At 68.1% G+C, this 25,314-nt stretch carries 25 protein-coding genes; 18 read left to right on the forward strand and 7 right to left on the reverse strand.

The window, feature by feature from the left end:
- Nucleotide 1: 1 nt before the first annotated feature.
- The 4 genes from AC1DCZ_RS09095 to AC1DCZ_RS09110 are packed head-to-tail and all read left to right on the forward strand — an operon-like array spanning nucleotide 2 to nucleotide 2,938.
- Nucleotides 2-796 carry a CoA transferase subunit A gene (locus tag AC1DCZ_RS09095; protein WP_476974296.1) on the forward strand — a complete coding sequence of 265 codons (795 nt, stop codon included), beginning with the start codon at nucleotides 2-4 and terminating at the stop codon, nucleotides 794-796.
- Nucleotides 797-798: 2 nt separating this feature from the next.
- Entirely contained in the window at nucleotides 799-1,566 is a 768-nt protein-coding gene (locus tag AC1DCZ_RS09100; protein WP_476974297.1) for a CoA transferase subunit B, read from the forward strand.
- A complete protein-coding gene (locus tag AC1DCZ_RS09105) occupies nucleotides 1,563-2,108 on the forward strand; it encodes a MaoC family dehydratase (protein ID WP_476895082.1) in 546 nt (181 codons plus the stop codon). The genes AC1DCZ_RS09100 and AC1DCZ_RS09105 overlap by 4 nt, the downstream gene beginning before the upstream one ends.
- Nucleotides 2,105-2,938 (forward strand): HpcH/HpaI aldolase/citrate lyase family protein, encoded by an 834-nt coding sequence (locus tag AC1DCZ_RS09110; protein WP_476974298.1) that lies wholly within the window; start codon nucleotides 2,105-2,107, stop codon nucleotides 2,936-2,938. Before AC1DCZ_RS09105 ends, AC1DCZ_RS09110 begins: the two co-directional genes overlap by 4 nt.
- A gap of 25 nt (nucleotides 2,939-2,963) precedes the next feature.
- On the opposite strand, the gene AC1DCZ_RS09115 is transcribed toward AC1DCZ_RS09110, so the two are convergent.
- A complete protein-coding gene (locus AC1DCZ_RS09115; protein WP_476974299.1) occupies nucleotides 2,964-4,412 on the reverse strand; it encodes a lipase maturation factor family protein in 1,449 nt (482 codons plus the stop codon).
- A 93-nt stretch (nucleotides 4,413-4,505) separates the two neighbouring features.
- Between AC1DCZ_RS09115 and dxr the strand changes: the two genes are divergently transcribed.
- The 10 genes from dxr to AC1DCZ_RS09165 all read left to right on the forward strand — a co-directional run bounded on the left by dxr (nucleotide 4,506) and on the right by AC1DCZ_RS09165 (nucleotide 15,537).
- Nucleotides 4,506-5,690, forward strand: coding sequence for a 1-deoxy-D-xylulose-5-phosphate reductoisomerase (gene dxr / locus AC1DCZ_RS09120; protein ID WP_476974300.1), 1,185 nt, complete (start codon nucleotides 4,506-4,508; stop codon nucleotides 5,688-5,690).
- Between the two features lie 18 nt (nucleotides 5,691-5,708).
- Entirely contained in the window at nucleotides 5,709-7,040 is a 1,332-nt protein-coding gene (locus tag AC1DCZ_RS09125) for a M50 family metallopeptidase (RefSeq protein WP_476974301.1), read from the forward strand.
- A 306-nt stretch (nucleotides 7,041-7,346) separates the two neighbouring features.
- Nucleotides 7,347-8,135, forward strand: coding sequence for a MarR family transcriptional regulator (locus AC1DCZ_RS09130; protein WP_476974302.1), 789 nt, complete (start codon nucleotides 7,347-7,349; stop codon nucleotides 8,133-8,135).
- Entirely contained in the window at nucleotides 8,132-8,617 is a 486-nt protein-coding gene (locus AC1DCZ_RS09135; protein ID WP_476974303.1) for a hypothetical protein, read from the forward strand. The genes AC1DCZ_RS09130 and AC1DCZ_RS09135 overlap by 4 nt, the downstream gene beginning before the upstream one ends.
- A 55-nt stretch (nucleotides 8,618-8,672) precedes the next feature.
- Entirely contained in the window at nucleotides 8,673-8,966 is a 294-nt protein-coding gene (locus AC1DCZ_RS09140) for a YciI family protein (RefSeq protein ID WP_476974304.1), read from the forward strand.
- A 45-nt stretch (nucleotides 8,967-9,011) separates the two neighbouring features.
- On the forward strand, nucleotides 9,012-10,178 hold the full coding sequence (ispG, locus tag AC1DCZ_RS09145; protein WP_476895074.1) for a flavodoxin-dependent (E)-4-hydroxy-3-methylbut-2-enyl-diphosphate synthase: 1,167 nt from the start codon (nucleotides 9,012-9,014) through the stop codon (nucleotides 10,176-10,178).
- On the forward strand, nucleotides 10,141-11,028 hold the full coding sequence (locus tag AC1DCZ_RS09150) for a GNAT family N-acetyltransferase (protein ID WP_476974395.1): 888 nt from the start codon (nucleotides 10,141-10,143) through the stop codon (nucleotides 11,026-11,028). Before ispG ends, AC1DCZ_RS09150 begins: the two co-directional genes overlap by 38 nt.
- Nucleotides 11,029-11,441: 413 nt before the next feature.
- Nucleotides 11,442-13,253, forward strand: a complete 1,812-nt coding sequence (locus tag AC1DCZ_RS09155; RefSeq protein ID WP_476974305.1) for a proline--tRNA ligase — start codon at nucleotides 11,442-11,444, stop codon at nucleotides 13,251-13,253.
- A 19-nt stretch (nucleotides 13,254-13,272) separates the two neighbouring features.
- A complete protein-coding gene (locus AC1DCZ_RS09160) occupies nucleotides 13,273-14,067 on the forward strand; it encodes a sulfite exporter TauE/SafE family protein (protein ID WP_476974306.1) in 795 nt (264 codons plus the stop codon).
- 57 nt (nucleotides 14,068-14,124) lie between these two features.
- Nucleotides 14,125-15,537, forward strand: a complete 1,413-nt coding sequence (locus tag AC1DCZ_RS09165; RefSeq protein WP_476974307.1) for a pyridoxal phosphate-dependent decarboxylase family protein — start codon at nucleotides 14,125-14,127, stop codon at nucleotides 15,535-15,537.
- Between the two features lie 59 nt (nucleotides 15,538-15,596).
- Here AC1DCZ_RS09165 and AC1DCZ_RS09170 read toward each other — a convergent pair whose 3' ends face one another.
- The 6 genes from AC1DCZ_RS09170 to AC1DCZ_RS09195 form a co-directional block, all read right to left on the reverse strand.
- Nucleotides 15,597-15,911: a molybdopterin dinucleotide binding domain-containing protein gene (locus AC1DCZ_RS09170; protein WP_476974308.1), complete on the reverse strand. Its 315-nt coding sequence runs from the start codon at nucleotides 15,909-15,911 to the stop codon at nucleotides 15,597-15,599.
- Nucleotides 15,826-16,290, reverse strand: coding sequence for an NADH-ubiquinone oxidoreductase-F iron-sulfur binding region domain-containing protein (locus AC1DCZ_RS09175; RefSeq protein WP_476974309.1), 465 nt, complete (start codon nucleotides 16,288-16,290; stop codon nucleotides 15,826-15,828). Before AC1DCZ_RS09175 ends, AC1DCZ_RS09170 begins: the two co-directional genes overlap by 86 nt.
- On the reverse strand, nucleotides 16,274-16,630 hold the full coding sequence (locus AC1DCZ_RS09180) for an NAD(P)H-dependent oxidoreductase subunit E (RefSeq protein ID WP_476974310.1): 357 nt from the start codon (nucleotides 16,628-16,630) through the stop codon (nucleotides 16,274-16,276). The genes AC1DCZ_RS09175 and AC1DCZ_RS09180 overlap by 17 nt, the downstream gene beginning before the upstream one ends.
- Before the next feature lie 37 nt (nucleotides 16,631-16,667).
- Complete coding sequence (locus AC1DCZ_RS09185) at nucleotides 16,668-17,771, reverse strand: aminoglycoside phosphotransferase family protein (protein WP_476974311.1); 1,104 nt, start codon at nucleotides 17,769-17,771, stop codon at nucleotides 16,668-16,670.
- Nucleotides 17,772-17,789: 18 nt separating this feature from the next.
- The gene (locus AC1DCZ_RS09190; RefSeq protein ID WP_476974312.1) at nucleotides 17,790-18,518 is read right to left on the reverse strand and encodes a VIT1/CCC1 transporter family protein; all 729 of its coding nucleotides are present in this window, start codon (nucleotides 18,516-18,518) and stop codon (nucleotides 17,790-17,792) included.
- 84 nt (nucleotides 18,519-18,602) lie between these two features.
- Nucleotides 18,603-19,814, reverse strand: coding sequence for a DUF4439 domain-containing protein (locus AC1DCZ_RS09195; protein ID WP_476974313.1), 1,212 nt, complete (start codon nucleotides 19,812-19,814; stop codon nucleotides 18,603-18,605).
- Nucleotides 19,815-19,920: 106 nt separating this feature from the next.
- On the opposite strand from AC1DCZ_RS09195, the gene AC1DCZ_RS09200 reads away from it, so the two are divergent.
- From AC1DCZ_RS09200 to infB, 4 genes are all read left to right on the forward strand, one after another.
- The gene (locus tag AC1DCZ_RS09200) at nucleotides 19,921-20,538 is read left to right on the forward strand and encodes a ribosome maturation factor RimP (protein ID WP_476974314.1); all 618 of its coding nucleotides are present in this window, start codon (nucleotides 19,921-19,923) and stop codon (nucleotides 20,536-20,538) included.
- Entirely contained in the window at nucleotides 20,538-21,518 is a 981-nt protein-coding gene (nusA, locus tag AC1DCZ_RS09205; RefSeq protein WP_476895064.1) for a transcription termination factor NusA, read from the forward strand. Before AC1DCZ_RS09200 ends, nusA begins: the two co-directional genes overlap by 1 nt.
- A gap of 230 nt (nucleotides 21,519-21,748) precedes the next feature.
- Nucleotides 21,749-22,081, forward strand: coding sequence for a YlxR family protein (locus AC1DCZ_RS09210; protein ID WP_476974315.1), 333 nt, complete (start codon nucleotides 21,749-21,751; stop codon nucleotides 22,079-22,081).
- 152 nt (nucleotides 22,082-22,233) lie between these two features.
- Nucleotides 22,234-25,128 (forward strand): translation initiation factor IF-2, encoded by a 2,895-nt coding sequence (gene infB, locus AC1DCZ_RS09215; RefSeq protein WP_476974316.1) that lies wholly within the window; start codon nucleotides 22,234-22,236, stop codon nucleotides 25,126-25,128.
- The last annotated feature ends 186 nt before the right edge of the window (nucleotides 25,129-25,314 follow it).

Consider the following 25,314-nt stretch of genomic DNA (forward strand, 5'->3'; position numbering starts at 1 on the left):
GATGATTAACAAGGTTGTTGCCAGCGCTGCCGAGGCGGTGGCGGACATTCCCGACGGCGCCTCCCTCGCCGTCGGCGGGTTCGGGCTTTGCGGCATTCCCGTGGCCCTGATCGATGCCCTGCACGAGCACGGCACCAAGGACCTGGAAACCGTCAGCAACAACTGCGGCGTCGACGACTGGGGGCTGGGGATCCTGCTGAAGGACGGCCGGATACGGCGCACCATCAGCTCTTACGTGGGGGAGAACAAGGAGTTCGCCCGGCAGTACCTCGCCGGCGAACTCGAAGTGGTCCTCACCCCGCAGGGCACGCTGGCGGAAAAGCTGCGTGCCGGCGGGGCGGGCATCCCGGCGTTCTTCACGCCGGCCGGCGTCGGCACCCAGGTCTCCGACGGCGGCCTGCCACAGAAGTACGACGCTGCGGGCAACGTCGCGATCGCCTCCGCGCCGAAGGAAGTCCGCACCTTCAAAGGCGCCGACTACGTCCTCGAGGAATCCCTGACACCGGACTTCGGCCTGGTCCACGCCTGGAAGGGTGACCGCCACGGAAACCTCGTCTTCCACGCCACCGCGATGAACTTCAACCCGCTGTGCGCCATGGCCGGGAAGATCACCATTGCAGAGATCGAGGAACTCGTGGAACCGGGCGAACTGGATCCGCAACATGTCCACGTCCCCGGCATCTTCGTCCAGCGGGTTGTCCTCGCCCCGCAGGGCGAGAAACGCATCGAAAAGCGGACCATCACAGTGTCCGCGTCCGGCACCGGAGTCCCGGCCGGCGAACAGGCAGGAGCATAGCCGTGGAAACGAACAGCGCGCAGGGCGCTCCGCCGCGTCCCGAAGCCGTCCGGCACGAATACCGCCGGTCCGCCGTCGAACACCCCGAGGGCGTCAGCCCTGACACGAAGGGCTGGACGCGGAACGAACTGGCCGCCCGCGTGGCGCGGGAACTGCACAACGGCCAATACGTCAACCTGGGGATCGGCATGCCGACGCTGATCCCCAACTACATTCCGGCCGGCATCGAGGTGGTGCTGCATTCGGAGAACGGCATCCTGGGCGTCGGGCCCTACCCGCGCGAGGATCAGGTCGATCCGGACCTGATCAACGCCGGCAAGGAAACCGTCACCGTCAACAAGGGCGCAGCGTTCTTCGACTCCGCGGCATCCTTCGGCATGATCCGTGGCGGCCACGTGGATGTCGCCGTGCTCGGCGCCATGGAGGTCGCCGCCAACGGCGACCTGGCCAACTGGATGATCCCGGGCAAGATGGTCAAGGGCATGGGCGGTGCGATGGACCTCGTCTTCGGTGCCAAGAAGGTGATCGTGATGATGGAGCATGTGGACCGGAACGGCAGGCCGAAGATCGTGGAACACTGCACGCTGCCGCTGACGGGCAAAGCCTGCGTGGACCGGATCATCACGGACCTCGCCGTGATCGACATCGTGGCTGAAGGCGGGAAATCCCGGCTGGTTCTGCGCGAACTTGCCCCCAACGTGACGGCCGAGGACGTCGCCGCGGCAACCGGCGCGGAACTCTTCGAAGAAGACCAGGAACTCACCGTATGACAACGAACCCCGGGCACGCCGCTGAACCCCGCGTCATCGAGCAGCGCGGCCTCTACTTCGACGAACTCGACGAGGACGCCGTCTACGCCCACCGGCCCGGCCGGACCGTGACGGAGACGGACAATGTCCTCTTCACCACCATGACCATGAACACCCAGGCGCTGCACCTCGATGCGGCCTGGAGCGCGGGCCAGCCGTTCGGGCAGCGGCTCATGAACTCGATGTTCACGCTGGCCACGGTGGTCGGCCAGTCCGTTCCCCAGCTGACGCAGGGCACCATTATCGCCCAGCTCGGCCTGACGGATGTGTCCTTCCCGCACCCGCTCTACCACGGGGACACCCTGTATACCGAGACGGTCATCACCGGTAAGCGGCTCTCCGCCTCCCGCCCGGGCCAGGGCGTGGTGACCATGAAGCACACCGGCAGGAACCAGCACGGTGACGTCGTGGCCCTCGCCACGCGCAGCTGCCTGATGTGGACCCGCAAGGCGCACACTGAAGCGCAGAAAGAAACAGCGCAAAAGGGGAGAATAGACACATGAGCTTCCTGATGGGTCCTGCCCTGCTGTTTTGTCCCGCCGACCGCCCGGAGCGTTACCAGAAGGCCGCCGAGCGTTCCGACGCCGTGATCATCGACCTGGAGGACGCCGTCGCCCCGGCCGACAAACAGCGTGCCCGCGGCGCCATCCTCGCGCAGCTCGGCGCCACCGGGGACGTTCCGGAACTGGATCCCAGCCGCACGATCATCAGGGTCAACCCGGCGGGCACGGACGAGTTCGAGAAGGACCTGCACTGCCTCAAGCACACCCCGTACCGCCACCTCATGCTCGCAAAGGCCGAAAGCGCAGCCCAGCTCCGGGAACTGGCGGGCTACGCCGTGATTGCCCTCTGCGAGACGGCTGCCGGGATCCTGAACGCCGCGGCCATCGCCGCCGAACCGAACGTCGTCGGCCTCATGTGGGGTGCCGAAGACCTGCTTGCGTCCCTCGGCGGAACCTCCAGCCGGACCGGGAACGGCGACTACCGCGCGGTCGCGCTGCATGCCCGCTCCACCGTGCTGCTGGCCGCCGGCGCCTTCGGCAAGGAGGCCATCGACTCCGTCTACGTCAACATCCCGGACGTTGACGGGCTGGCACTGGAGGCCCGCGACGCCGTCGCGTCCGGTTTCGCCTCCAAGGCCTGCATCCACCCGAGCCAGGTGGCCGTGGTCCGGGACGCCTATGCGCCCTCCGACGCCGAGCTTGCCGCTGCCGCCGAACTCCTCGACGCGGCAGCCGCGGCCGGGTCGGGGGTCTTCCAGTTCAAGGGCAGGATGATCGACGGACCCATCCTGAAGCACGCCGGCTCCACCCTCCGCCGCGCGGGCCGCTAAGCGCCACGCCGCCGTCAGCCCGCCGTCAGCCTGGCGGACGCAAGGATGACGGCGGGATCGACTCCTGCAGCAGGATCCGGATCCACCGCTGGCCCGTCTCACGGAACTCTGCCCGGGTTGAGAAGCGGTAGAGGTAGCTGCGGACCCGCACCCAGCGGGGGCGCTCGCCGTCGAACGGGTCATCGCGCAACAGCCGCAGCGTGGGCCGGTCCGCCTCCAGCAGCTTGGCCAGGAAGGCGTAGAACCATGCCACGTGTACGGTGCGCAGCGGCAGGAACCACATCAGCCAGTCGAGCCGCAGGTGGTAGGGGGCCCATTGGCGCGGGATGCGGCGGAGATCCCCGGGCTTTCCCCGGAAACCGTACTCGCGCCAGGCCGAGTCGTCGTCCGGGTCCGCCGACAGGGTGCCCTCCACCACGATCTCGATCCGCCTCTTCGTGACCGTGCCGAAGGCGCCGTAGGCGTTGACCAACTGCCAGCGGTTGAAGCTGGCGTTCATCAGCTGATACTGGGAGAGCAGGTTCTCGACCGGGCGGTAGCTGAGGACCACCAGCAACACGGTGGCGGCAAGGACCACTGCCAGCCACCACAAAGGGGACTGCGCCCCCTGGCCGTCCCCGGCCACGGGGACGGCCGGCAGGACCCCATGCGCCACCGGGTTACTGACTGCCGCAAAGGCCAGCAGGATCGCCATCCAGTTGAGCCAGGCAAAGTTCCCGCTCGCCACGAGCCAGAGCTGGGTGAAGATGATGATCCCCGCCGCGGCGCCGGCCAGCGGCTGCGGGGCAAAGAGGAAGAACGGCACCACCAGCTGGGCGAAATGGTTGCCCAGGACCTCCAGGCGGTGGAAAGACTTCGGCAGCAGATGGGCCTGCCGGCTCAGCGGCCCGGGCATCGGCTGCGTCTCATGGTGGTAGTACAGCGCCGTCAGGTCCCGCCATTCGCGGCCGCCCCGGATCTTGATCATGCCGGCGCCGAATTCCAGGCGGAACACCAGCCACGCCAGCAGGATCAGGATGGTCCGCGGCGGGGGAGTCTGGTCGGAGCCGAGGAAGGCAACGGTGAACCCCGCCTCGAGCAGCAGCATTTCCCAGCCGAAGCCATAGAACGTCTGTCCCACGTTGACGATCGACATGTACAGCAGCCACAGGGCCAGGAAGGCGAGCAGCGGGACCCACGGCGGCCCGAGCTGGGGGAGTCCCGCGATCAGGGCCGCGGCGATGGCAAGCCCGGCCCAGCACACCCCCCGGAGGAGCCGGTCCGAGTAGCGCCAGCGGAACAGGGAGGGCCGGCGCAGGCGGCTGAAGCCTTCGAGGAAATCCGGCACCGGAAGCAGCCCCCGCTCGCCGAGCAGGGCAGGGAACTGGTTGAGCGAGGACAGGAATGCCACGAAGTAGAGCGAGGCGACTCCGCGCTGCAGCACCTGCCGGGCGAACTCGTACTCCGGCGCGTCAAACCAGGCCGTCCACTCCACGATCCCCACGTTACGCCTGCCGGCGGGAGCGTCAACGTGCCCCGGCGGTCCGCAGGAACCCACCTCACCCAAGCCGTGCGGGATACTTAAGCCATGCAGCCGCGCAAGATCGTCCTCCTCGGGTCCACCGGTTCCATCGGCACGCAGGCGATTGACGTCGTCGACGGCGCTCCGCACCGTTTTGAGGTCGTGGCACTGAGCGCCGGCGGCGGCAACCTCGAACTCCTGGCGCGGCAGGCCGTGCACACCCGCGCCCAGGCGGTCGGCGTCGCCAGCGGGGATGCCTCCGCCCTCCACGGACTGATTGACGACGCGGCCCGCGCGGCCGGGCTGATCGGCTACCGCCCGGAAATCGTGGCCGGCCCGGACGCGTCAACGCGCATCGCGGAAATCGAGGCCGACGTGGTCCTCAACGGCATCACCGGCTCCATCGGCCTGGCCCCGACCCTGGCCGCCCTCAAATCCGGGGCCACCCTGGCCCTGGCCAACAAGGAATCCCTGATCGTGGGCGGCGCGCTGGTCAAGGCCGCGGCCCGCGAGGGCCAGATCGTCCCGGTGGATTCAGAACACTCCGCGATTGCCCAGTGCCTGCGCTCCGGCACGCCCGCAGAGGTGGACCGGCTGGTCCTGACCGCCTCCGGCGGCCCGTTCCGCGGCAAGACCCGCGACGAACTGCACCACGTGTCGCCGCAGGACGCACTCGCGCACCCCACCTGGGACATGGGCCTGATGGTCACCACGAACTCCGCCAGCCTGGTCAACAAGGGCCTGGAAGTCATTGAGGCCCACCTTCTCTTTGACATCCCGCTGGAGAGGATCGACGTCGTCGTCCACCCGCAGTCGGTGATCCACTCGATGGTCCAGTTCGTCGACGGCTCCACGATCGCCCAGGCCTCCCCGCCGGACATGCGCCTGCCCATCGCCCTGGGCCTCGGCTGGCCCGACCGCGTGCCCCAGGCCGCCCAAGCCTGCGACTGGAGCAAGGCCACAAGCTGGACCTTCGAGCCGTTGGACACCGTGGCGTTCCCCGCCGTCGGCCTCGCGAAGGCTGCCGCACAACAGGGGAGCACCTACCCGGCCGTCTTCAACGCCGCCAACGAGGAGGCCGTGATGGCGTTCCACGCCGGCCGCATCCGCTTCACGGACATTGTGGATACGATCGAAGCCGTACTCAGCGAACACACAGGATCCTCCGGGCTGACGGTGGAGTCCGTGCTGGATGCTGAACGATGGGCACGCGCCCGCACCCACGAACGTTTAGCCGTCAAGAGCGTCTAGGAAGCAGCAGATCAACGCATGAGCCCCGTCCTCCTCTTTATTCTCGGTGTCGTCTTCGTGGCGATCGGCATCGCCGTGTCCATTGCCCTGCATGAGGTGGGGCACCTGCTGCCGGCCAAGCTCTTCAAGGTCCGGGTGACCAAGTACATGATCGGCTTCGGACCGACCCTCTGGTCCACGCGCCGGGGCGAAACCGAATACGGCTTCAAGGCCATCCCGCTGGGCGGCTACGTCTCCATGATCGGCATGTACCCGCCGAACAAAGAGGACGGGACGGTCCGGCCGTCCAGCACCGGCATGTTCCAGTCCCTCGCCTCCGACGCCCGGTCCCTGGCCCACGAGGAAGTCGGCCCCGAGGACGGAAACCGTGTTTTCTACCGGCTTGCGGTCTGGAAGAAGATCATCATCATGCTGGGCGGGCCGGCCATGAACGTGCTGATCGGCGTTGTGCTGACGGCCGTGCTGCTCATGGGGTTCGGCGTTGCGGCGCAGACCACCACCATCGCCGATGTCTCCAAGTGCCAGGTCAAGGCGGGGGAGACCGTTGACCCGAATTCCGCGGACTGCAAGCTCACCCCCGCGGCCGGCGCCGGGCTGAAGCCGAACGACGTCATCACCTCCTTTGACGGCAAGGCCGTCACCAGCTGGGACGAACTCACCGGCTGGATCCGCGCGTCGGCGGGCAAGCAAGTCAGCATTACGGTGACGCGCGACGGCGCTTCCGTCACCGGCACTGTCACCCCGGTACTTTCCTCGCGTCCGGTGATTGGTGCCGACGGCCGCCAGGCCAAGGATTCCGGCGGAAAGCTCCAGTACCAGGACGTCGGGTTCCTGGGCATCGGCGCCCGGACGGCCCTCGTCCCGCAGCCGGCGTCGGCGGTGCTGCCGATGGCAGGGGAAAACATCAAGCAGATGGCCGGCGTGATCGTGAACCTGCCCGCCCGCGTATCGGGTGTGGCGAAAGCGGCGTTCAGCGAGGAGCCCCGTGACCCCAACGGCCCCATCAGCGTGGTCGGCGTCGGCCGCGTGGCCGGCGAGGTCGCCGCTATGGAGGACGTTCCGCTGCAGTCGCGGTTTGCCGCCCTGGTGGGACTGCTGGCCGGCCTCAACTTCGCCCTGGCCGTCTTCAACCTCGTACCGCTGCTGCCGCTCGACGGCGGCCATGTGGCCGGAGCGCTGTATGAGGGGGCCCGGCGCCGGATTGCCAAGCTGTTCGGCCGCCCCGATCCAGGTGCCTTCGACATCGCCAAGATGCTCCCGGTGACCTACGTCGTGGCTGTGCTGCTGATGGGCATGAGCGCGCTGCTGATCTACGCGGACATCGTCAAACCCGTCAACCTCTTCGGCTAAGGCCCCAGCCGGTCCTTGGTCCGGGCTTCCGTCCGTTGGCCCGAGGTGTGTGGCTGGCCGGGCGCTTATCCCCGCGGCCCGGGGGCACTTTTGCCGCGGTCCGGCGTCGAAATCTGCGACGGCGCCCGGCGTTTCGTGTCAAAGTGCCCCCGGGCGGCGCCGGGTATGCCCGGCCGGCCAGATGCGCCCCAGCAAGGCGGTCCAACCGGATAGCGCTGATTCATCGTTATCAGCTTATTTAGGCTGACTTTCACTAATCAGTTGAAAACGATTGATTTATCAAAATAGACCTCCTAGGGTTGACCTATGTACGTCATGACCATCGACCAGCGCGGCAGCACTTCCGACGTCGACCGCGTTCCCGGCCTGCTCTCCGAACTGGCTACGCTCTCCACGGCCGGCCGCTTCGAGCGCTCCGTCGGCGACGAGGTCCAAGGCGTGGTTGAACGCCCGGACGAAGTGCTCGAAATCGCCCTGCACGCCCTGCGCAGCGGCCGCTGGTACGTCGGGATCGGTGTGGGAGCCGTAGACGAGCCGCTGCCGGCCAGCCCCCGGGAAGGTTCCGGGCCCGCCTTCGTGGCTGCCCGGCTGGCCGTGGACCGGGCCAAGTCCGCCGCCGCGCATGTGCCGCTCTCCGTGGTGGCCGGCGGTCCGGGAAGGGCAGGCGCCCCGCCGTCTGCCCCAAGGGCGGAGGATGGCACGGCGCGCGGACCGGCCGAAGGGTCGGCGGGAAGCAGGGCATGTGCCAATGCCGAGGCCGTGCTCCGGCTGATCGGACGGCTGGTCCAGGACCGGACCGCGGCGCAATGGAAGGTGGTCGATGAGCTGCGCTCGGTGCAGCACGGCCACTCCGGCACGCACGGGACGCAGAAAATCGCGGCCCGGAAACTCGGAATCACGGAGCAGTCGGTGAGCCGTGCGCTGCTGCGGTCGGGCTGGCAGGAAGAATGGGCGGCAAGGCCGGCTGCGGAAATGCTGCTGGCACTGGCCCACGGCCTGGTCACGGGCACGGACGGTTTGGCGGATGCAGATGCTGGCAATCGCGGCGCCGGCACCCCGCGCCCCCGGGTCAACAGCGCGGAAGGAAACAGGTGAACGTCCTCTGGATCACCCTGGCCCTGCTCATCGCCGGCTTTGCCGGCTGGCCGGTCACGGCACTGGTCTTCCGGCTGGCCCGGACCATCGACGACAGGGCCGACGCTGCCGTCGTCGACGCCGCGGAGGACCCCTCGGCCGACGTCACCGTTGACCCCGGGTCCCCGCAAGCCGTATCGCAAGCGGACCCGCCGTCGGAAGCCCGGCCGGAGCCGGCGGCTGGATCCACAGACGCTGCCAGTGCACGCATCCTGCGCGGCGGAGCGATCATCGGTGTCCTCGAGCGCCTGGCGGTCTGCTTCGCCATCCTCGCCGGACAGCCCGTGGCCATTGCCTACGTGGTGGCCATCAAGGGTCTTGGCCGTTTCGCCGAACTGAAGGCCACACCGGTGGCGGCCGAACGGTTCATCATCGGAACTCTCGCGTCGATGCTGTGGGCAGCAGGTATCGCGGGGCTGGCCAAGGTTCTCTTCCCCGGTTGAGCGCTCCAAGGCGGCCCGGATGGGAACCGGGCAGGCAGGGCGATAGTGTATCCGTATGACTGTTTTTGCTGTGGAGTACGTTTACGACGCCGAATCTTCCGAAGCCCGCGACGCGAGCCGCCCTGCGCACCGCGAATGGACTGCGGGACTTGCCCAGGACGGCGCGCTGCTCGCCAGCGGCCCCTATGGGGACGGTGCCGGCGCCCTCCTGATCTTCAAAGCAGCCGATGAGACGGCCCTGAACGAGCTCCTCAAGCAGGACCCGTTCGCGACAGCCGGCGCGATTTCCGGCACACGCACCACCGTTTGGGCACCCGTGACCGGCCTCCTGGCCGAGCACGCCGCGTAGCCTTTACCCCTATAGACCTTCGATACTTCGATATTAGGAGTCCATGTGACCTCGGTCAGCCTGGGAATGCCGTCAGCGCCGCCGCCCGTCCTTGCCCCCCGCAGGAAAACGCGGCAGATCAAGGTGGGTTCCGTCGGCGTCGGCTCCGATTCCCCGATCAGCGTCCAGTCGATGACCACGACGCCCACCACCGACATCAACGCCACCCTGCAGCAGATCGCCGAACTCACGGCCTCCGGCTGCGACATCGTTCGCGTAGCCTGCCCGTCTGCTGACGACGCGGCGGCGCTGCCGATCATTGCCAGGAAGTCCCAAATTCCCGTGATCGCGGACATTCACTTCCAGCCGAAGTACGTCTTTGCCGCCATCGAGGCCGGCTGCGCCGCTGTGCGCGTGAACCCCGGCAACATCCGCAAGTTCGATGACCAGGTCAAGGAAATCGCCCGCGCGGCCAAGGATCACGGCACTTCGATCCGCATCGGCGTCAACGCCGGTTCGCTTGAGCCCGGCATTCTGAAGAAATACGGCAAGGCCACCCCGGAAGCGCTGGTGGAATCCGCCGTCTGGGAAGCGTCCCTGTTTGAGGAACACGGCTTCCACGACTTCAAGATCTCGGTCAAGCACAATGACCCGGTCATCATGGTCGCCGCGTACGAGATGCTGGCAGAAAAGGGCGACTGGCCGCTGCACCTCGGCGTCACTGAGGCCGGGCCGGCGTTCCAGGGCACCATCAAGTCCGCCACGGCGTTCGGCGCCCTGCTCTCCCGCGGCATCGGCGACACCATCCGCGTCTCCCTCTCCGCGCCGCCGGTGGAGGAAATCAAGGTGGGCAACCAGATCCTGCAGTCGCTCAACCTGCGCCCGCGCAAGCTGGAGATTGTCTCCTGCCCGTCCTGCGGCCGCGCCCAGGTGGACGTCTACACGCTCGCCGAGCAGGTCACCGCGGGACTGGAAGGCATGGAGATCCCCCTGCGGGTCGCCGTCATGGGCTGCGTCGTGAACGGCCCGGGCGAGGCCCGTGAAGCCGACCTCGGTGTGGCGTCCGGCAACGGCAAGGGCCAGATCTTCGTGCGCGGCGAGGTCATCAAGACTGTCCCCGAGGACCAGATTGTTGAGACACTGATCGAAGAGGCCATGCGTATCGCTGAAGAGATGGGGGAGGCCGATGGCGAAGATGCTGTCAAGGGTAGCCCCGTGGTTAGCGTCTCGTAGGGACGGCGCCGCTCCCGGCGTCACCGTCCGTGTTCTGGGGAGCTCGGACACCGCACAGTTGCTGGCGCTGGCCCGGCAGGACGCCGTCGCCAATGTCTTCATCCTGTCCCATCTGGAGACCGCCGGGACGGCGTCCCCGACGACCGGGGGCGCCAACATCCTCGGCGTGTTCGACGGCGGCGCCCTCATCGGTGCGTGCTGGGCCGGCGCGAACCTGGTCCCGGTGCAGCTGGACCCGGAATTCGCCGGGCTCGTTGCCATGACTGCCCACCGGTCGGGGCGCCGCTACGCCTCGGTCTTCGGCCCTGCGGAAACGGTGATGGCAATCTACTCCGCGCAGGAACAGCTCGGCCAGACCGCGCACGAAGTCCGCGACGACCAGCCACTGATGACCATCACGGGGCCGCCCGCAGTCCGGCCGAACGCGGCCTTGGGGTTTGGCGACCTCGCGGACTTCGACAAGATCCTGCCGGCATGTGCTGCGATGTTCGAGGAAGAAGTCGGCTACTCGCCCTACCTTGGCGGGAGGGAATACTACAGCCGCCGCGTGAAGGCACTGATCCGCCAGGGACACTCGCTCGTGCACCTGAACCAGACCGGCGAGGTCGTCTTCAAGGCCGAACTCGGGGCCGTGACACCGGAGGTCACACAGATCCAGGGCGTCTGGATGAACCCCGAATTCCGCGGCCTGGGACTCAGCGCAGGCTATATGGCCGGCGTCGTGGTCCAGGCCCAGACCCTAGCCCCCGTCACGAGCCTCTACGTCAACGGCTTCAACGCCAAGGCCCGCGCCACCTACGAACGGGTGGGGTTCCATCAGGTGGGCACGTTCGCCACGGTGCTTTTCTGATCGCGGCGGAAAAGTAACCGGATGCGAACTCTTGTTTCCGGGGCGCGCGTCACATAGATTCTTCCTAGCCGTGTCGCGTGGGCGCGTGCGGCCCCGGGAATTCTCCAGGGCTGCACACGCCCGTAATGGCACCACCAAGTAGCTCACAGCCGGAGATCCGGCGGTACTGGGGGCCGCAGAGCCACGCCATGACAGGATGACCAGCCGGAAACGGCCAGGGGCTTCCACCCGCCATGGCGTGGCTCTTCTGCATCCAGGAAAGGTCCGGACGGGCGGCCAGGGGAGGGTCCGGGCTCTGCCCCGGCGGTCTGAAGGCGGATTCTTGGCGGTAGATTAGTACCTGGACGCTTTCCCCGGTTCTTGCCGGTTTTCCCAGTTTTGCCCGCACTTCCCCAGAAACGGATACCCCACCTGTGGTCCTTCGACTCTCCAAGCTGTTCCTGCGCACCCTCCGTGAAGATCCTGCCGATGCCGAGGTGGCCAGCCACCGGCTCCTGGTCCGGGCCGGATACATCCGGCGCGCCGCTCCGGGCATCTACACGTGGCTGCCGCTGGGGTTGAGCGTGCTGCGCAAGGTGGAGCAGGTCATCCGCGAGGAAATGTCCGCCATCGGCGCGCAGGAAGTGCACTTCCCGGCGCTGCTGCCCAAGGAACCCTACGAGGCCACCAACCGCTGGACCGAGTACGGCGAGGGCATCTTCCGTCTCAAGGACCGCAAGGGCAACGACTACCTCCTGGCGCCGACCCACGAGGAAATGTTCACGCTGCTGGTCAAGGACCTGTACTCCTCCTACAAGGACCTGCCGCTGAGCATTTACCAGATCCAGAACAAGTACCGCGATGAGGCCCGTCCCCGGGCCGGCCTGCTGCGCGGCCGCGAGTTCATCATGAAGGACTCCTACTCCTTCGACGTCGACGACGCCGGTCTGGACGCCAGCTACGCGGCACACCGCGGCGCCTACCTGAAGATCTTCGAGCGCCTCGGCCTTGAGGTCCTTCCGGTGAAAGCCACCGCAGGCGCCATGGGCGGGTCCAAGAGCGAGGAATTCCTGCACCCCACCGAGATCGGCGAGGACACGTTCGTGCGCTCCGCCGGCGGCTACGCGGCCAACGTCGAGGCCGTCACAACGGTCGTGCCCGCGGACATTGACTTCAGCAATGCCCCGGACGCGGAGGTCCGCGATACCCCGGACACGCCGACCATTGACACCCTTGTCGACGCCGCCAATGCCATCGTTCCCCGTGCCGAGGCCGCCGGAGGTGCCTGGACCGCCGCCGACACTTTGAAGAACGTGGTGCTCGCCGTGACGCTGCCGACCGGCGAACGCCAGATCGTCGTCATCGGCCTGCCCGGTGACCGTGCCGTGGACCTCAAGAGGGTCGAAGCGAACATCGGATCCTTCCTACCGATGGCCGGCGAGATCACCCTCGAAGCCGCCGGCGAGGAAGACCTGAAGAAGCAGCCCCTCATCGTCAAGGGCTACCTCGGACCCGGGCTGTCCCTCGAGGCTCCCTTGCTGGGCACCGAGGGCGCCGCCAAACTGCTATACCTCGTCGATCCCCGCGTGGTCAGCGGCACCACCTGGATCACCGGCGCCAACGTGGCCGGCAAGCACGTCTTTGGGCTCGTCGCAGGCCGCGACTTTGGCTGGGACGGCGTCATCGAGTGCACCGAGGTGCGCGCCGGCGACGAGGCCCCTGACGGTTCCGGCCCGCTGGAAACGGCCCGCGGCATCGAAATGGGCCACATCTTCCAGCTCGGCCGCAAGTATGCGGAAGCCCTGGACTTGAAGGTCCTGGACCAGAACGGCAAGCAGGTCGTCGTCACGATGGGCTCCTACGGAGTGGGCGTGACCCGTGCCGTGGCTGCCCTGGCCGAGTCCAACCACGACGACAGGGGCCTCGTCTGGCCGCGCGCCGTCGCCCCCGCAGATGTCCACGTCGTGGCGGTCGGCCGCGGCGAGGAGATATTCGCTGCAGCCGAGAAGCTGTCCCTGGAACTCGAAGCCGCCGGCCTTGAGGTTATCTACGACGACCGCCCCAAGGTTTCCCCGGGCGTGAAGTTCGGCGACGCTGAGCTCGTAGGAGTGCCCACCATCCTCGCCGTCGGGCGCGGACTGGTGGACGGCGTCGTGGAGATCAAGGACCGCCGCAGCGGGAATGCCGAGAACGTGGCTGTTGAGAAGGCTGTTGACTACGTAGTCAACGCCGTCCGCAACAGCTGACCCGCTACCCATCCCAGACGTGATTTCCGGACTGGAGTCGATCCAGCTCAGCACCGTCATCCTCATTGTCGTGGCCGGCTTCGCGGCCGGCTGGGTGGACGCAGTCGTCGGCGGCGGGGGACTGATCCAGCTCCCCGCGATGCTCCTGGTGCCGGGCATCAGCCCGGTGCAGGCGCTGGCCACCAACAAGATGGGGTCCATCTTCGGCACCACGACCAGCGCGGTGACCTACTACGGCCGCGTCCGTCCGGATCTGCGCACCGCCGTGCCCATGGCGGTGATTGCCCTGGCCGGCAGCTTCGGCGGGGCGGTGATAGCGGCCACCCTGCCGTCAAGTGTGTTCAAACCGATCATCGTTGCGGCGCTGGTCGCCGTCGCGCTGTTCACGGCCTTCCGGCCCAACGTCGGTGAGCTGACCAAGCTGCGCCATGACGGCCATCGCCACTATGTGGTCGCCTGCCTCATTGGTGCCGTGATCGGTTTCTATGACGGCCTGATCGGTCCGGGAACGGGCTCGTTCCTGATCATCGCCCTCGTCTCCGCCATGGGCTACGCCTTCCTCGAGGCCAGCGCCAAAGCCAAGATCGTCAACATGGCCACGAACGCCGGCGCCCTGCTGTTCTTCCTGCCGCACGGCTCGTTGCTTTGGGGGCTCGGACTGATGCTCGGGCTGGCCAACATGGCCGGCGGCTACCTGGGTGCCCGGACAGCCGTCAAGCAGGGCAGCCGCTTCATCCGGATCGTGTTCCTGGTGGTTGTGGGGGCGCTCATCCTCAAGCTCGGCTCCGACGTCTGGCAGGACAACTTCGCCTAGCGATCCCGACGACGGCAGGGGCTCCCGGTCTCGAAGCCGCCGGCGTAGCATGCAGCTATGTCAGCAGGTGAGGAACTTTACGGGGATGCCCTGGAGGCAGCGGCCGGACACGCACGCCGGTGGCTCGTGAGCCAGGGAACGCGCCATATAGGGCCGCAGGTCACAGCGGCGGAGCTTGCCGCGGACTTCGGCGGTCCACTTCCCGGCGGGGGGATGCCTGCCGCTGAGGTGTTGGACTATCTCGCGGCCAAAGCGGAGCCCGGCCTGATGGCCATGCCATCGGGCCGTTTCTTCGGGTGGGTCATCGGGGGCACCCTGCCGGCAGCCCTCGCAGCCGACTGGCTGGTCAGCGCGTGGGACCAGAACGCGGTGCTCCGCTACGCGTCCCCTGCCGCGGCGGCCATCGAAGAAGCAGCCGGACAGTGGCTTCTTGAACTGCTCGGCCTCCCGGCAGACTCCGACGTCGGGTTCACCACCGGCGCGACGATGGCAAACTTTGCCGGACTGGCAGCAGCGCGCTGGCGCCTCATGTCCGACGCCGGCTGGGATCTCGACCGCGACGGCCTGTCCGGCGCGCCCCGCATCCACTGCTTCGTAGGCCAGGAACGGCACGATTCGGTGGACCTCGCCCTGCGGTACCTGGGGCTGGGCCGTCCCACGGCGGTCCCGGCTGACCGGCAGGGGCGCATCATCCCGGCGGAGCTGGACTGCGCGCTGGACCTCGCGCTGAGTTCAGCGGACGGACCAGGTCCGGTGCCGGCGCTCGTGTGCCTGCAGGCCGGCAACCTGCATTCGGGCGCGTTTGATCCGTTCGCCGAGGCGATCGCCGTCGCCAAGGCGCACGGCGCCTGGGTGCACGTTGACGGCGCCTTCGGGCTCTGGGCGGCAGCCCTCCCGGAACTCTCCGCCCTCACCGCCGGGCTCAGCCTGGCCGACTCCTGGGGGACGGACGCGCACAAGACCCTCAACGTCCCCTACGACTCCGGCATCGCAGTGGTCCGGGATGCCCAGGCCCTGCGCTCGGCCATGGGGGTGCACACCAGTTACCTGATCGAAGCCGGGGACAAAGCGGGTGATCCGCACGAAAAGGTCCCGGAGCTCTCACGGCGGGCACGCGGGGTGCCGGTATGGGCGGCGATGAAATCGCTTGGCAGGGAGGGCATCACGGCCCAGGTCCGTCAACTGGTCCGGCGGGCATCGCAACTGGCGGAGCAGCTCTCCGCCCTGGACGGCGTCGAAGTGCTCAACGACGTCGACTACACCCAGGTGTCGCTCGCTTTCGGTGACGACGCCCTGACGCGGGCCGTGACGGAAAGGATCATCGGCGACGGCCGGGTCTGGATGTCCGGCTCACACTGGCAGGACCGTGACATCCTTCGGATTTCGGTCAGCAACTGGAGCACGGACGACGACGACGTGGCAGTCGCCGTCGGCGCGGTCCGGGACGCCCTGGCCGCGGTGCGGGGCTGACGCCCGGAGGGCATCACGGGGAAGCGCCCCGGCGCCTGCGTCTTCCCGGCGCTCACGCATCAGGGGCACGCGGACAGGCGGACCGCGGTCAGCGTGTATTCCGGACAGCCGGTGACCTCGTCCGCCAGGCGGGAGGTGAGGTTGTTGACGGCAGCGCCGGGGAAATGGAAGCCCGCGAACACCTGGCCCGGTTCGACGTCGTCGGTGACCCGGACGCGAAGCACCGCCGTGCCATGCAGGCTGGAGAGCTCGACACGGTCGCCGTCGTGAAAGCCCAGCCCCGCCGCGTCAGAGGCTGCCCGCCGCCATGCTGCGCAGCACCTGGGCGCGTTTGCCCCGGACGTCGGGGCCGTCGGGCAGGTCCGAAAGAGCACGGCCGCGCCACGCGCCCACCCGGCACGGCGAGCACTGCCCGCAACTCTCCGCCGCCGCAAAGTCCCACAGATTCCGCAGCACGTCCCGGCCGGCAAGCCTGTCGTCGAAGGCGACGATGCCGGCGTGGCCGAGGGCTGCGCCATGCCGGGACAAGCCGGCGTCGCTGAACGGAATGTCGAGGTCTTCGGGGCCGAGGAAGCCGCCCAGGGGGCCGCCGACTTGAAGGGCCCGCAGGACTGCCCCGTCCCGCAGGCCGCCGCCAAGGTCCTCCACGAGCACTCTGAGGGGGGTGCCGATTTCCACTTCGTACGCCCCGGGCCGGAGGAATCTTTCGGACAGGCAGGCAACCACGGTGCCGGCCTCATCTGCGGTACCCACCCAGCGCCGCCCCCACCTCCGCCACATGGCCGCCCCCGGTCGCGGCGAAGCAGGCCGCGGCCCCGCACACCCGGATGTGCCGGCGGCCCCGGGGCGCGGAGAAATCAGCGAAGAACGACGCCGGGCCTTCGACCGCGGCAGCGGGCAGCCCAAGCGAACGGGCGACATCGGCGGGGACTGCCCCGGAGGCCCGGAGCCTGTCCCTCACGTCCGCGATCGGCCGGTCGAAGCGCCCGGCGTACCGGAGGAAAGGATCGTCATTGTTCCTGCCCGGCCGCCTGCCGGCAACGGCGTCGGAAGACTCGAAGTGGGGCTCGTCCAGGCCTCCCACGATCGCCATGTGCCCCGGGGCGGGGAAGAGCCGAAAGTCCTCAGGACTAGCGCTGGTCCGCCGCCCGTTCCGCCGAAGCCGTCCCCGGCCCGGGCAGGTCGTGGGGTGCGGGCAAGCCCGGAAGCGTGCGTCCTGCCAGCGTGCTCGCCACCCAGAGCGAACGGGCCAGGTCCCCTTCGTGATGCCTGCAAGAGGCGTACCCGAGGGCGTTCTCCACCTCGCGCGCCAGGGCCCACTGCCGGGCGGTTTCGGCATCGAGGCCTGCGGCGGCGCTGAAGTCCCGGCAGCGCTCCAGGAGGCCGGTCCCGGGATCCAGGCGTGACAGCTCCCCAATGCGGTTCCACAGCAGCGGGGCGACCGCGAATTCGGCCTCGCCGATCATGGGCTGGGGGTCGATGGCGGCGAAGTCCGCGATCGAGGCTGGTTCCAGCCCGGCGCGTGCGGCCGTGCCCGGCCGGGCCAGGATGTTCAGGTAGTGCAGGTCCGTGTGGACCAGCACGTCCTTCCCCGCCCGCCGGCCGACGGCGCCGCGGGTCTGGCAGACTTCGAGCGCCGCCTCCAGCAGCCAGCGCGGGAAAGGGCGGCCGAGTTGTTCCCACGTCTCCGGCAGTTCATCGCTCCACTGCTCGGCGCGGGCCGCGACGTGGTCGAACTCCCGCCACTCCGGCCTCCCGCCCGGTGCCAGGTCCGGGACCAGGCTGAGCCGGCGGACGAGGCCACCCCACACCGGCACTGCGGTCTCCATAGGGGCGTCCGAGAGCGACCTGGCGGCGTACAGGCGCTCCAGCAGCATCGCGCACGAAGCGGGATCGGCGGCGAGGAGCCGGACGGCGCCGTGGCCGGCCCACAGCGCGAGCGCGTGCCGTTCCCGGACCGCTTCATCGTGCGGATAGGCGAGCTTCAGGACAGCGGGGTCTCCGCCGCTGCGGGGTTCCCCGCCGTCGTCGTGCATGCGGCGCACCGGGAAGACCATTGCGCCGTGGCCGTGCCACGGAAATGTCCCGGGCTTGAGGTCCGGTTCCAGCTGCCATCGGATCAGGCATGCTCCGACCAGCCGCGGAAGGGACTCGAGCCATGCACGCCCGCCAGCGGTGCGGCTGTACCGGCGGGTGAGGTGAGGCGGAATGGGGATGTCTGCAGTCTGGCTCATCGGCTCAAACGTAGTTCTCTAGACGACGCCGCTGGCGCCCAGCAGGTGGCCGATGATGAAGGTGGCTGCCAGGGCAAGCGCCCCGCCGACCACCACGCGGGCGGCCGCCTTGAGCTTTCCGCCGCCGCCGATCCAGGCGCCCAGCGCGCCGGTGACCGCCAAGGCCACCAGGACGGCCACGAAGGTCAATGGGACGCGGATGTTTTCCGGCGGCAGCAGGATGGCCAGCATCGGCAGGATGGCACCGATCAGGAAGGCGATCGCAGAGGCGAAGGCGGCGTGCCAGGGGCTGACGATGTCCGTCTCGTCGATGTGAAGTTCTGCTGAGAGGTGCGCGGCCAGGGCGTCATGGGCGGTGAGTTCCGTGGCCACGGTCCGGGCGGTCGCCGCGGTGAGTCCCTTGGCCTGGTAGATGGCGGTGAGTTCGTCCAGTTCTTCTTCGGGCTGCTCCAGCAGCTCCCTGCGCTCTTTTTCGATCAAGGCGTGCTGGCTGTCCTTCTGGCTGCTCACGGAAACGTATTCGCCCAGCGCCATGGAGATGGCGCCACCGACTACACCGGCCGCGCCGGCAATCAGGATGGGCCCGGAATCCGTGGTGACACCGGCGACGCCGACCACGATGGCGGCCACGGACACGATTCCGTCGTTGGCTCCGAGCACGCCTGCCCGCAGCCAGTTCAGGCGCCGGGCGATGTCGTTCTTGTGGGGCTCGTTGGCGTGCAGTGTGCCGGCATCTGTGGTTTCCATGGGTACAGCAAATCACTGGGGCCTGCGGCTGGCCAGTATTACAAGGCTAAGCAAGGTAAGCCGAGGCTTCGTTCCCGGGGCGGATCAGGCGCCGGAACCTGAAGGGGTAGCTGCCGGGGCCGGGCTGTCAGCCGGCAGTGGCGGGAACGACGCCGGGTCTGCCGCCACGCCCGGAAGGGCGCCCGGATTCCGGCCCCAGAACACAGCCCGCCGCCCGGCGTCGAACAGCGCGGCGATGGCCCACTGGCGGGTCTCGCCCTCGCTCAGGGCCACGAGGTCGCCGTAGACCGGCAATGTGGCGGTCTCAAGGCCACCGAGGCCGGCGGCGGGCGAGGCCAGGAATGACTTGTCCAGCGCGTAACCTGCGTCCCGCGGCGGAACGGGGGAGCAGTGCATCCGGCCCAGGGATTCGGCGCCGCTGAGCAGGGCTTCGTGGCGCGCCAGCTGCTCGGACGCGGACTTCGACGCGGCGCCGTCCAGGCGGGGAAGGGCCACCTGGTAGCCGTACACCGCCTCGGATTCGGCCCGGACGGTCGCCGCCAGAGCCGCCTGCAGCGAGGCGGCCCCGGACTGCGTGCTGCCTTCGGGCGAGGGGGAGGCCGAGGGGGTGGGCGGCCCGGCCGCGGACCCGGACGGGCAGGCGCCGGCCAGTTGCGGGGCGGCCACACCGGGCGGCGGCGGAGCCGCAGTCCCGGTGGCTGTCGCCAGGGCGGAGGCCTGCAGAAGCTGCGCGGTTCCGACGGCTGCCAGCAGGCGGGCCATACCGCCGTCGGCCACCGCGGCGGCAGCCAGGCGCTCAGAACCGCTTTCTGCGAGGGCGGCCACCAGTCCGGCAGCCGAGGCGGCCGAGGCGGCCGATCCCGCCGGGACCGCCGGGGTCGGCGGAGTCGTGGGGCCCGGCAGGGCTGTCGCTGTGCCTGACGTCGGGACGGACGCGTCATTGGGGCCGGCACCCGGTGCCAGGAGCGCCCGCGCCTGGGTTGTCAGCAAAGTCACAGTCTGCGCAATGGCCCGCTGCGCGGAGCCCGGGGAAGGGTCCGCCGGCGTGCCGGCCGCACCGCCCTGCCCCGCCTGTCCGAGCTGTTCGCCGGCGGAAACCAGCCGCAGTGCCTCAGTAAGTGCGGCCGCCCGCGCCTGCTCGGAAAAGGGAGGTTCCGCAGGTTTCGGGGGGGTCGCGGGCGTCAACGCCGCACCCAGGGTGACCACCACCAGGCCGATACAGGCCAGGGGGGCGATCCGGGGATGGAACCGGGGAAGGAAGCCTTCCCATCGCTTTTCCCTGGTGTCGTCTTTCACAACAGACCATGTTGTCATGCCGGCCGGGAACTGAAGTGCACCATGGCGCCCGGAAAATCGCTAGGCTAGTACACACAACATCATCTAGCGGGAGGCGGCCGGCATCATGACCAACGCAGAAGCCACGACTTCAACAGACCGGACCGGGACGGGTAAGGCTGAAGCCGCACCCGCTCACAATGTGGAGGCCGAGCGTCTATACGCCCTCCTGGAGCCCGCAGTCCTGGCAAACCGGCTCTACCTGGAGGACGTTTCGATCCACATCGCCGGCGCCAACCGTGTGGTCCACGTGGTGGTGGACCTGCCGCAGGAAGAGAGCGGAGGCGTCGGTCTCGACGTCATTGCCGAGATCTCCAAGACCCTCTCCGACATCCTGGACAACGATCCCAGCACCGACTCCCGTCCGTACGAGCTGGAGGTCTCCTCGCCCGGCGTCGGACGGCCCCTCACCGAAGAGCGGCACTGGCACCGCGTCCGCGGACGGATGGTCACCGTCAAAGTGATCCAGGGCGAGAACGTCACCGGCAGAATCCAGTCCGTGGATGATGAGGGTGTCACCCTGGTTCCGGAAATTGCCGTCAAGAAGGGCATGAAGCCCAAGCAGGGCGAGCCCGTCACGCTTCCTTTCGACAGGATCCGCAGCGGAAAAGTCGAGATAGAGTTCAGCCACCTCGAAGAGGCCGGTCTGGAGAACGAACACAATGGACCTTCTGAGGAGGCCTAATGGATATTGACATGAGCGCACTGAGACTCCTGGAGCGTGAGCGTGAAATCCCGCTGGATCTCCTGATTCCGACCATCGAGCAGGCTCTGCTGGTGGCGTACCACAAGACGCCGGGTGCCTTCGAGAAGGCCCGCGCCGAACTGGACCGTAAGAGCGGACACGTGACCATCTGGGCGACCGAGATCGACGACGACGGCGCCCCGATCGGCGAGTTCGAGGACACCCCCGCGGGCTTCGGGCGGATCGCCGCCAGCACCGCACGGCAGATCATCCTGCAGCGCTTGCGCGACGCCGAGGACGACAACGTGCTGGGCCAGTTCAAGGGCCGCGAAGGCGAGCTCGTCGCGGGAACCATCCAGCAGGGCAACAACCCGCACATGATCCAGGTCAACCTGGGCACGGTGGAGGCGTTGCTTCCCCCGCCCGAACAGGTTCCGGGAGAAAAGTACATCCACGGCAACCGGCTGCGCGCCTTCGTGATCGACGTCCACCGCGGCACCAAGGGTCCCTCCATCACGTTGTCCCGCTCCCACCCCGGGCTGGTCCGGAAGCTCTTCGAACTCGAAGTCCCCGAGATCGCCGACCGTTCGGTGGAGATCGTGGCCCTGGCGAGGGAAGCCGGACACCGCACCAAGATCGCGGTCAAGGCGAACACTCCCGGCGTGAACGCCAAGGGTGCCTGCATTGGTGAAATGGGGTCGCGTGTGCGCGCCGTCATGACCGAACTCAACGACGAGAAGATCGACATCGTGGACTACAGCGAGGATCCGGCGGCGTTCATCGCGAGCGCCCTCTCGCCGTCGCGCGTGAATTCGGTCACCATCACCGACGAAGCGACCCGGTCCGCACGGGTGGTCGTTCCCGATTACCAGCTTTCCCTTGCCATCGGCAAGGAGGGCCAGAACGCGCGTCTCGCCGCAAAGCTCACGGGCTGGCGGATCGACATCGTCTCCGACACGGCCGTCGCCCGCGACAAATAGGCCACAGCTCCACCCCGCTCCCCGGCGGCCGCGTCCCCCAGATTCGGGACCCGGCCGCCCGAGGGGCTAGAATAGACATGACCGAGCCTAACGGCCGGTATCCGCGTGTCCTTGGCGCGTCCGGAGTTTCGTTCGGCGAAGGTGTTGCATTTCGACGCTTCGCCCGGCGGTGGCCGGATGCCCGGGCCGGCAGATATGTACTGGCAGGAAGATACTCGTAAGTGGCACACGTGCAACACCTCGGGAATCAGCCTCAGCGTACCTGTATCGGATGCAGGCAAAAAGGTTCGCGGTCTGAGTTACTCCGGCTCGTCGCCGACGGCAGCGGTTCATCCGCGGTCGTGGTCGATGAACGACGCCGGATGGCTGGCCGGGGAGCATGGCTGCACCCCAGCGAGAAGTGCCTGGCACTGGCGGTCAAACGTCGAGCATTCGGCCGCGCCCTCAACGGCGCAGCCGGAACCGCCGACGTGGAACGCCGGATAACGGCCGGCACGAAAGCCGCGGACACTCCGGTGGCCGCGGCAACAACCGTCCAACCTGAAAGCGGGTCAGAAAACTGATGGAAACCCGATGAGTTCCCAGCGATGAGTGCGCAACGATGACAACTTTGTTGCGCTCTGCAATGGGCCTTCCAGCTGCACTCGCGGCGGAGGCCCGCAGTAAGAAGTAGACGGTTCGTGCCTGGCTCGGTGCGGACCGAGACAGGAGAAATGTGGCCAAGGTCCGCGTACATGAGCTTGCTAAAGAGCTCGGTATTACTTCCAAAGATGCAGTAACCAAACTGCAGGAACTGGGCGAATTCGTTCGCTCCGCCTCTTCAACTATTGAGGCCCCCGTTGTGAGGAAGCTCCGCAACGCCTTCCCCGGTGCACCGGCAGCGCCGAAGTCCGAAGCGCCCGCGTCCGCCCCCAAGGCGCCCGCCAGCCCTTCAGCGACCCGGCCGGCGCCCGCGCCGGGTCCGGCTGCGCCCGCAGCGCCGGCCGCTACGGTACCCAAGGCTGAAGCTCCTGCTCCGGCTCCCGTTGCCGCAGCACCCGCTGTACAGGAGGCCGCTCCGGCTGCCGCTCCCGCAGCCCAGGCTCCGGCTGCCCCCTCGACGGGCGTCAAGCCCGGCGCACGCCCGGCACCCAAGGCTGAAGCCCCGGCTGCTCCGGCACGCCAGGGCGGCTCGGCACCGCGTCCGGGCGGCCCCCGTCCCGGTAACAACCCGTTCGCCACGTCCCAGGGCATGCCCCGGGGCCGCGGCGGCGACAACGAACGTCCTTCGCGTCCGGGTAACAACCCGTTCGCTCCTTCCCAGGGCATGCCGCGTCCGGGTGGAAGCCGCACCGAGGGCGAACGCCCCGGCGGCCCCCGTCCCGCAGCAGGCGCTGGCGGTCCCCGTCCCGGTGCTCCCCGCACCGGCGGCGCTCCGGGTGCACGCCCGGGTGCTCCGCGTCCGGCGGGCGCAGCAGGCGCTGGCCGTCCGGCCGGAGCCGGCGGAAACCGTCCGACTCCCGGCATGATGCCTAACCGCACCGAGCGTCCCGCACCGGCTGGTGCAGGCCGTCCCGGCGGCGGGGCCCGTGGTCCCGGCCGTCCGGGTGGCGCTCCAGGTACCGGTGCTCCCGGTGCCGGTGGCGGCGCTCCGGCCGGCGGTGGCTTCGGCAAGGGTGGCCGCGGTCGCGGTGGCACCCAGGGTGCCTTCGGTAAGGGCGGCGCAGGCCGTGGCAAGCAGCGCAAGTCGAAGCGTGCCAAGCGCCAGGAACTCGAGCAGATGAGTGCTCCGTCGCTGGGTGGCGTAAGTGTGCCCCGCGGCGACGGCAACACCGTAGTCCGGCTTCGCCGCGGCTCGTCCATCACGGACTTTGCCGACAAGATCGAGGCGAACCCCGCCGCGCTGGTGACCGTTCTCTTCCACCTCGGCGAAATGGCTACCGCCACGCAGTCGCTGGATGAAGAGACGTTCGCCCTGCTGGGCGAGGAGCTTGGCTACAAGCTCCAGGTCGTTTCGCCCGAGGACGAGGAGCGCGAGCTGCTCTCCGGCTTCGACATCGACTTCGAGGCCGAACTGGAAGCCGAAGGCGACGAAGACCTCGAGGCCCGTCCTCCGGTCGTCACCGTCATGGGTCACGTTGACCACGGTAAGACCCGCCTGCTCGATGCCATCCGCAAGTCCGACGTTATGGCGGGCGAGCACGGCGGCATCACGCAGCACATCGGTGCCTACCAGGTCACCCATGAGCACGAGGGCATCGATCGCAAGATCACCTTCATCGATACTCCGGGCCACGAGGCGTTCACCGCCATGCGTGCCCGTGGTGCGAAGGTCACCGACATCGCCATCCTCGTGGTCGCAGCGGACGACGGCGTCATGCCCCAGACCGTTGAAGCCCTCAACCACGCCCAGGCGGCCAACGTGCCGATCGTCGTGGCCGTGAACAAGATCGACAAGGAAGGCGCCAACCCGGACAAGGTCCGCGGCCAGCTGACCGAGTACGGACTGGTTCCGGAAGAGTACGGTGGCGACACCATGTTCGTTGAGGTCTCTGCCCGCCAGAACCTCAACATTGACGAGCTGCTCGAGGCTGTCCTGCTGACCGCAGACGCTGCCCTGGACATGCGCGCCAACCCGAACAAGGACGCCCGCGGTATCGCGATTGAAGCCAACCTCGACAAGGGCCGCGGTTCCGTGGCCACCGTCCTGGTTCAGTCCGGTACCCTCCACGTCGGCGACACCATCGTGGCAGGCACGGCCCACGGCCGTGTCCGTGCGATGTTCGACGACGACGGCAGCGTCCTGACCGAGGCCGGTCCGTCCCGCCCCGTGCAGGTCCTGGGTCTGTCCAACGTGCCGCGCGCCGGTGACACCTTCTTCGTGACTGCTGACGAGCGCACCGCCCGCCAGATCGCCGAGAAGCGTGAAACCGCCGACCGCAACGCCGCCCTGGCCAAGCGCCGCAAGCGCATCAGCCTGGAAGACTTCGACCAGGCAGTCGCCGAAGGCAAGATCGACACCCTCAACCTCATCCTCAAGGGTGACGTGTCCGGTGCCGTGGAAGCCCTCGAAGACGCGCTGCTCAAGATCGACGTCGGCGAAGGCGTCCAGCTGCGCATCATCCACCGCGGTGTCGGTGCGATCACGCAGAACGACGTCAACCTGGCAACGGTCGACAGTGCCGTCATCATCGGCTTCAACGTCAAGCCCGCCGAGCGTGTTGCCGAACTGGCAGACCGCGAAGGCGTGGACATGCGCTTCTACTCCGTCATCTACGCAGCAATCGATGACATCGAGATGGCCCTCAAGGGCATGCTCAAGCCGGAGTACGAAGAGGTCCAGCTTGGCACCGCCGAGGTCCGCGAAGTGTTCCGTTCCTCCAAGTTCGGCAACATTGCAGGCTCGATCGTGCGCTCCGGTGTCATCCGGCGCAACGCGAAGGCCCGCATCACCCGCGACGGCAAGATCATCGGTGACAACCTCACCGTTGAGACGCTCAAGCGCTTCAAGGACGACGCCACCGAGGTCCGCACGGACTTCGAGTGTGGTATCGGTCTTGGCTCGTTCAACGACATCACCGAAGGTGACATCATCGAGACCTTCGAGATGCGCGAAAAGCCGCGCGTCTAAGGTTCACCTTCGGGTGAGTCGGTAGTACAGGTGCGGGGCCGTTGGATTCTTCCGGCGGCCCCCACTTTTCCGCCGTATAGGGGGCCCCGCCCCTGCGCTGGGCGGCCGACGTCTTACGACGCCGGCCACCCAGCTCCGGCAGGCCCGATGCCACTCCCGGGCCCCCTCCACGGCTCCAAAGGGCCG

This window comes from Arthrobacter sp. 10N418 (assembly GCF_056394725.1).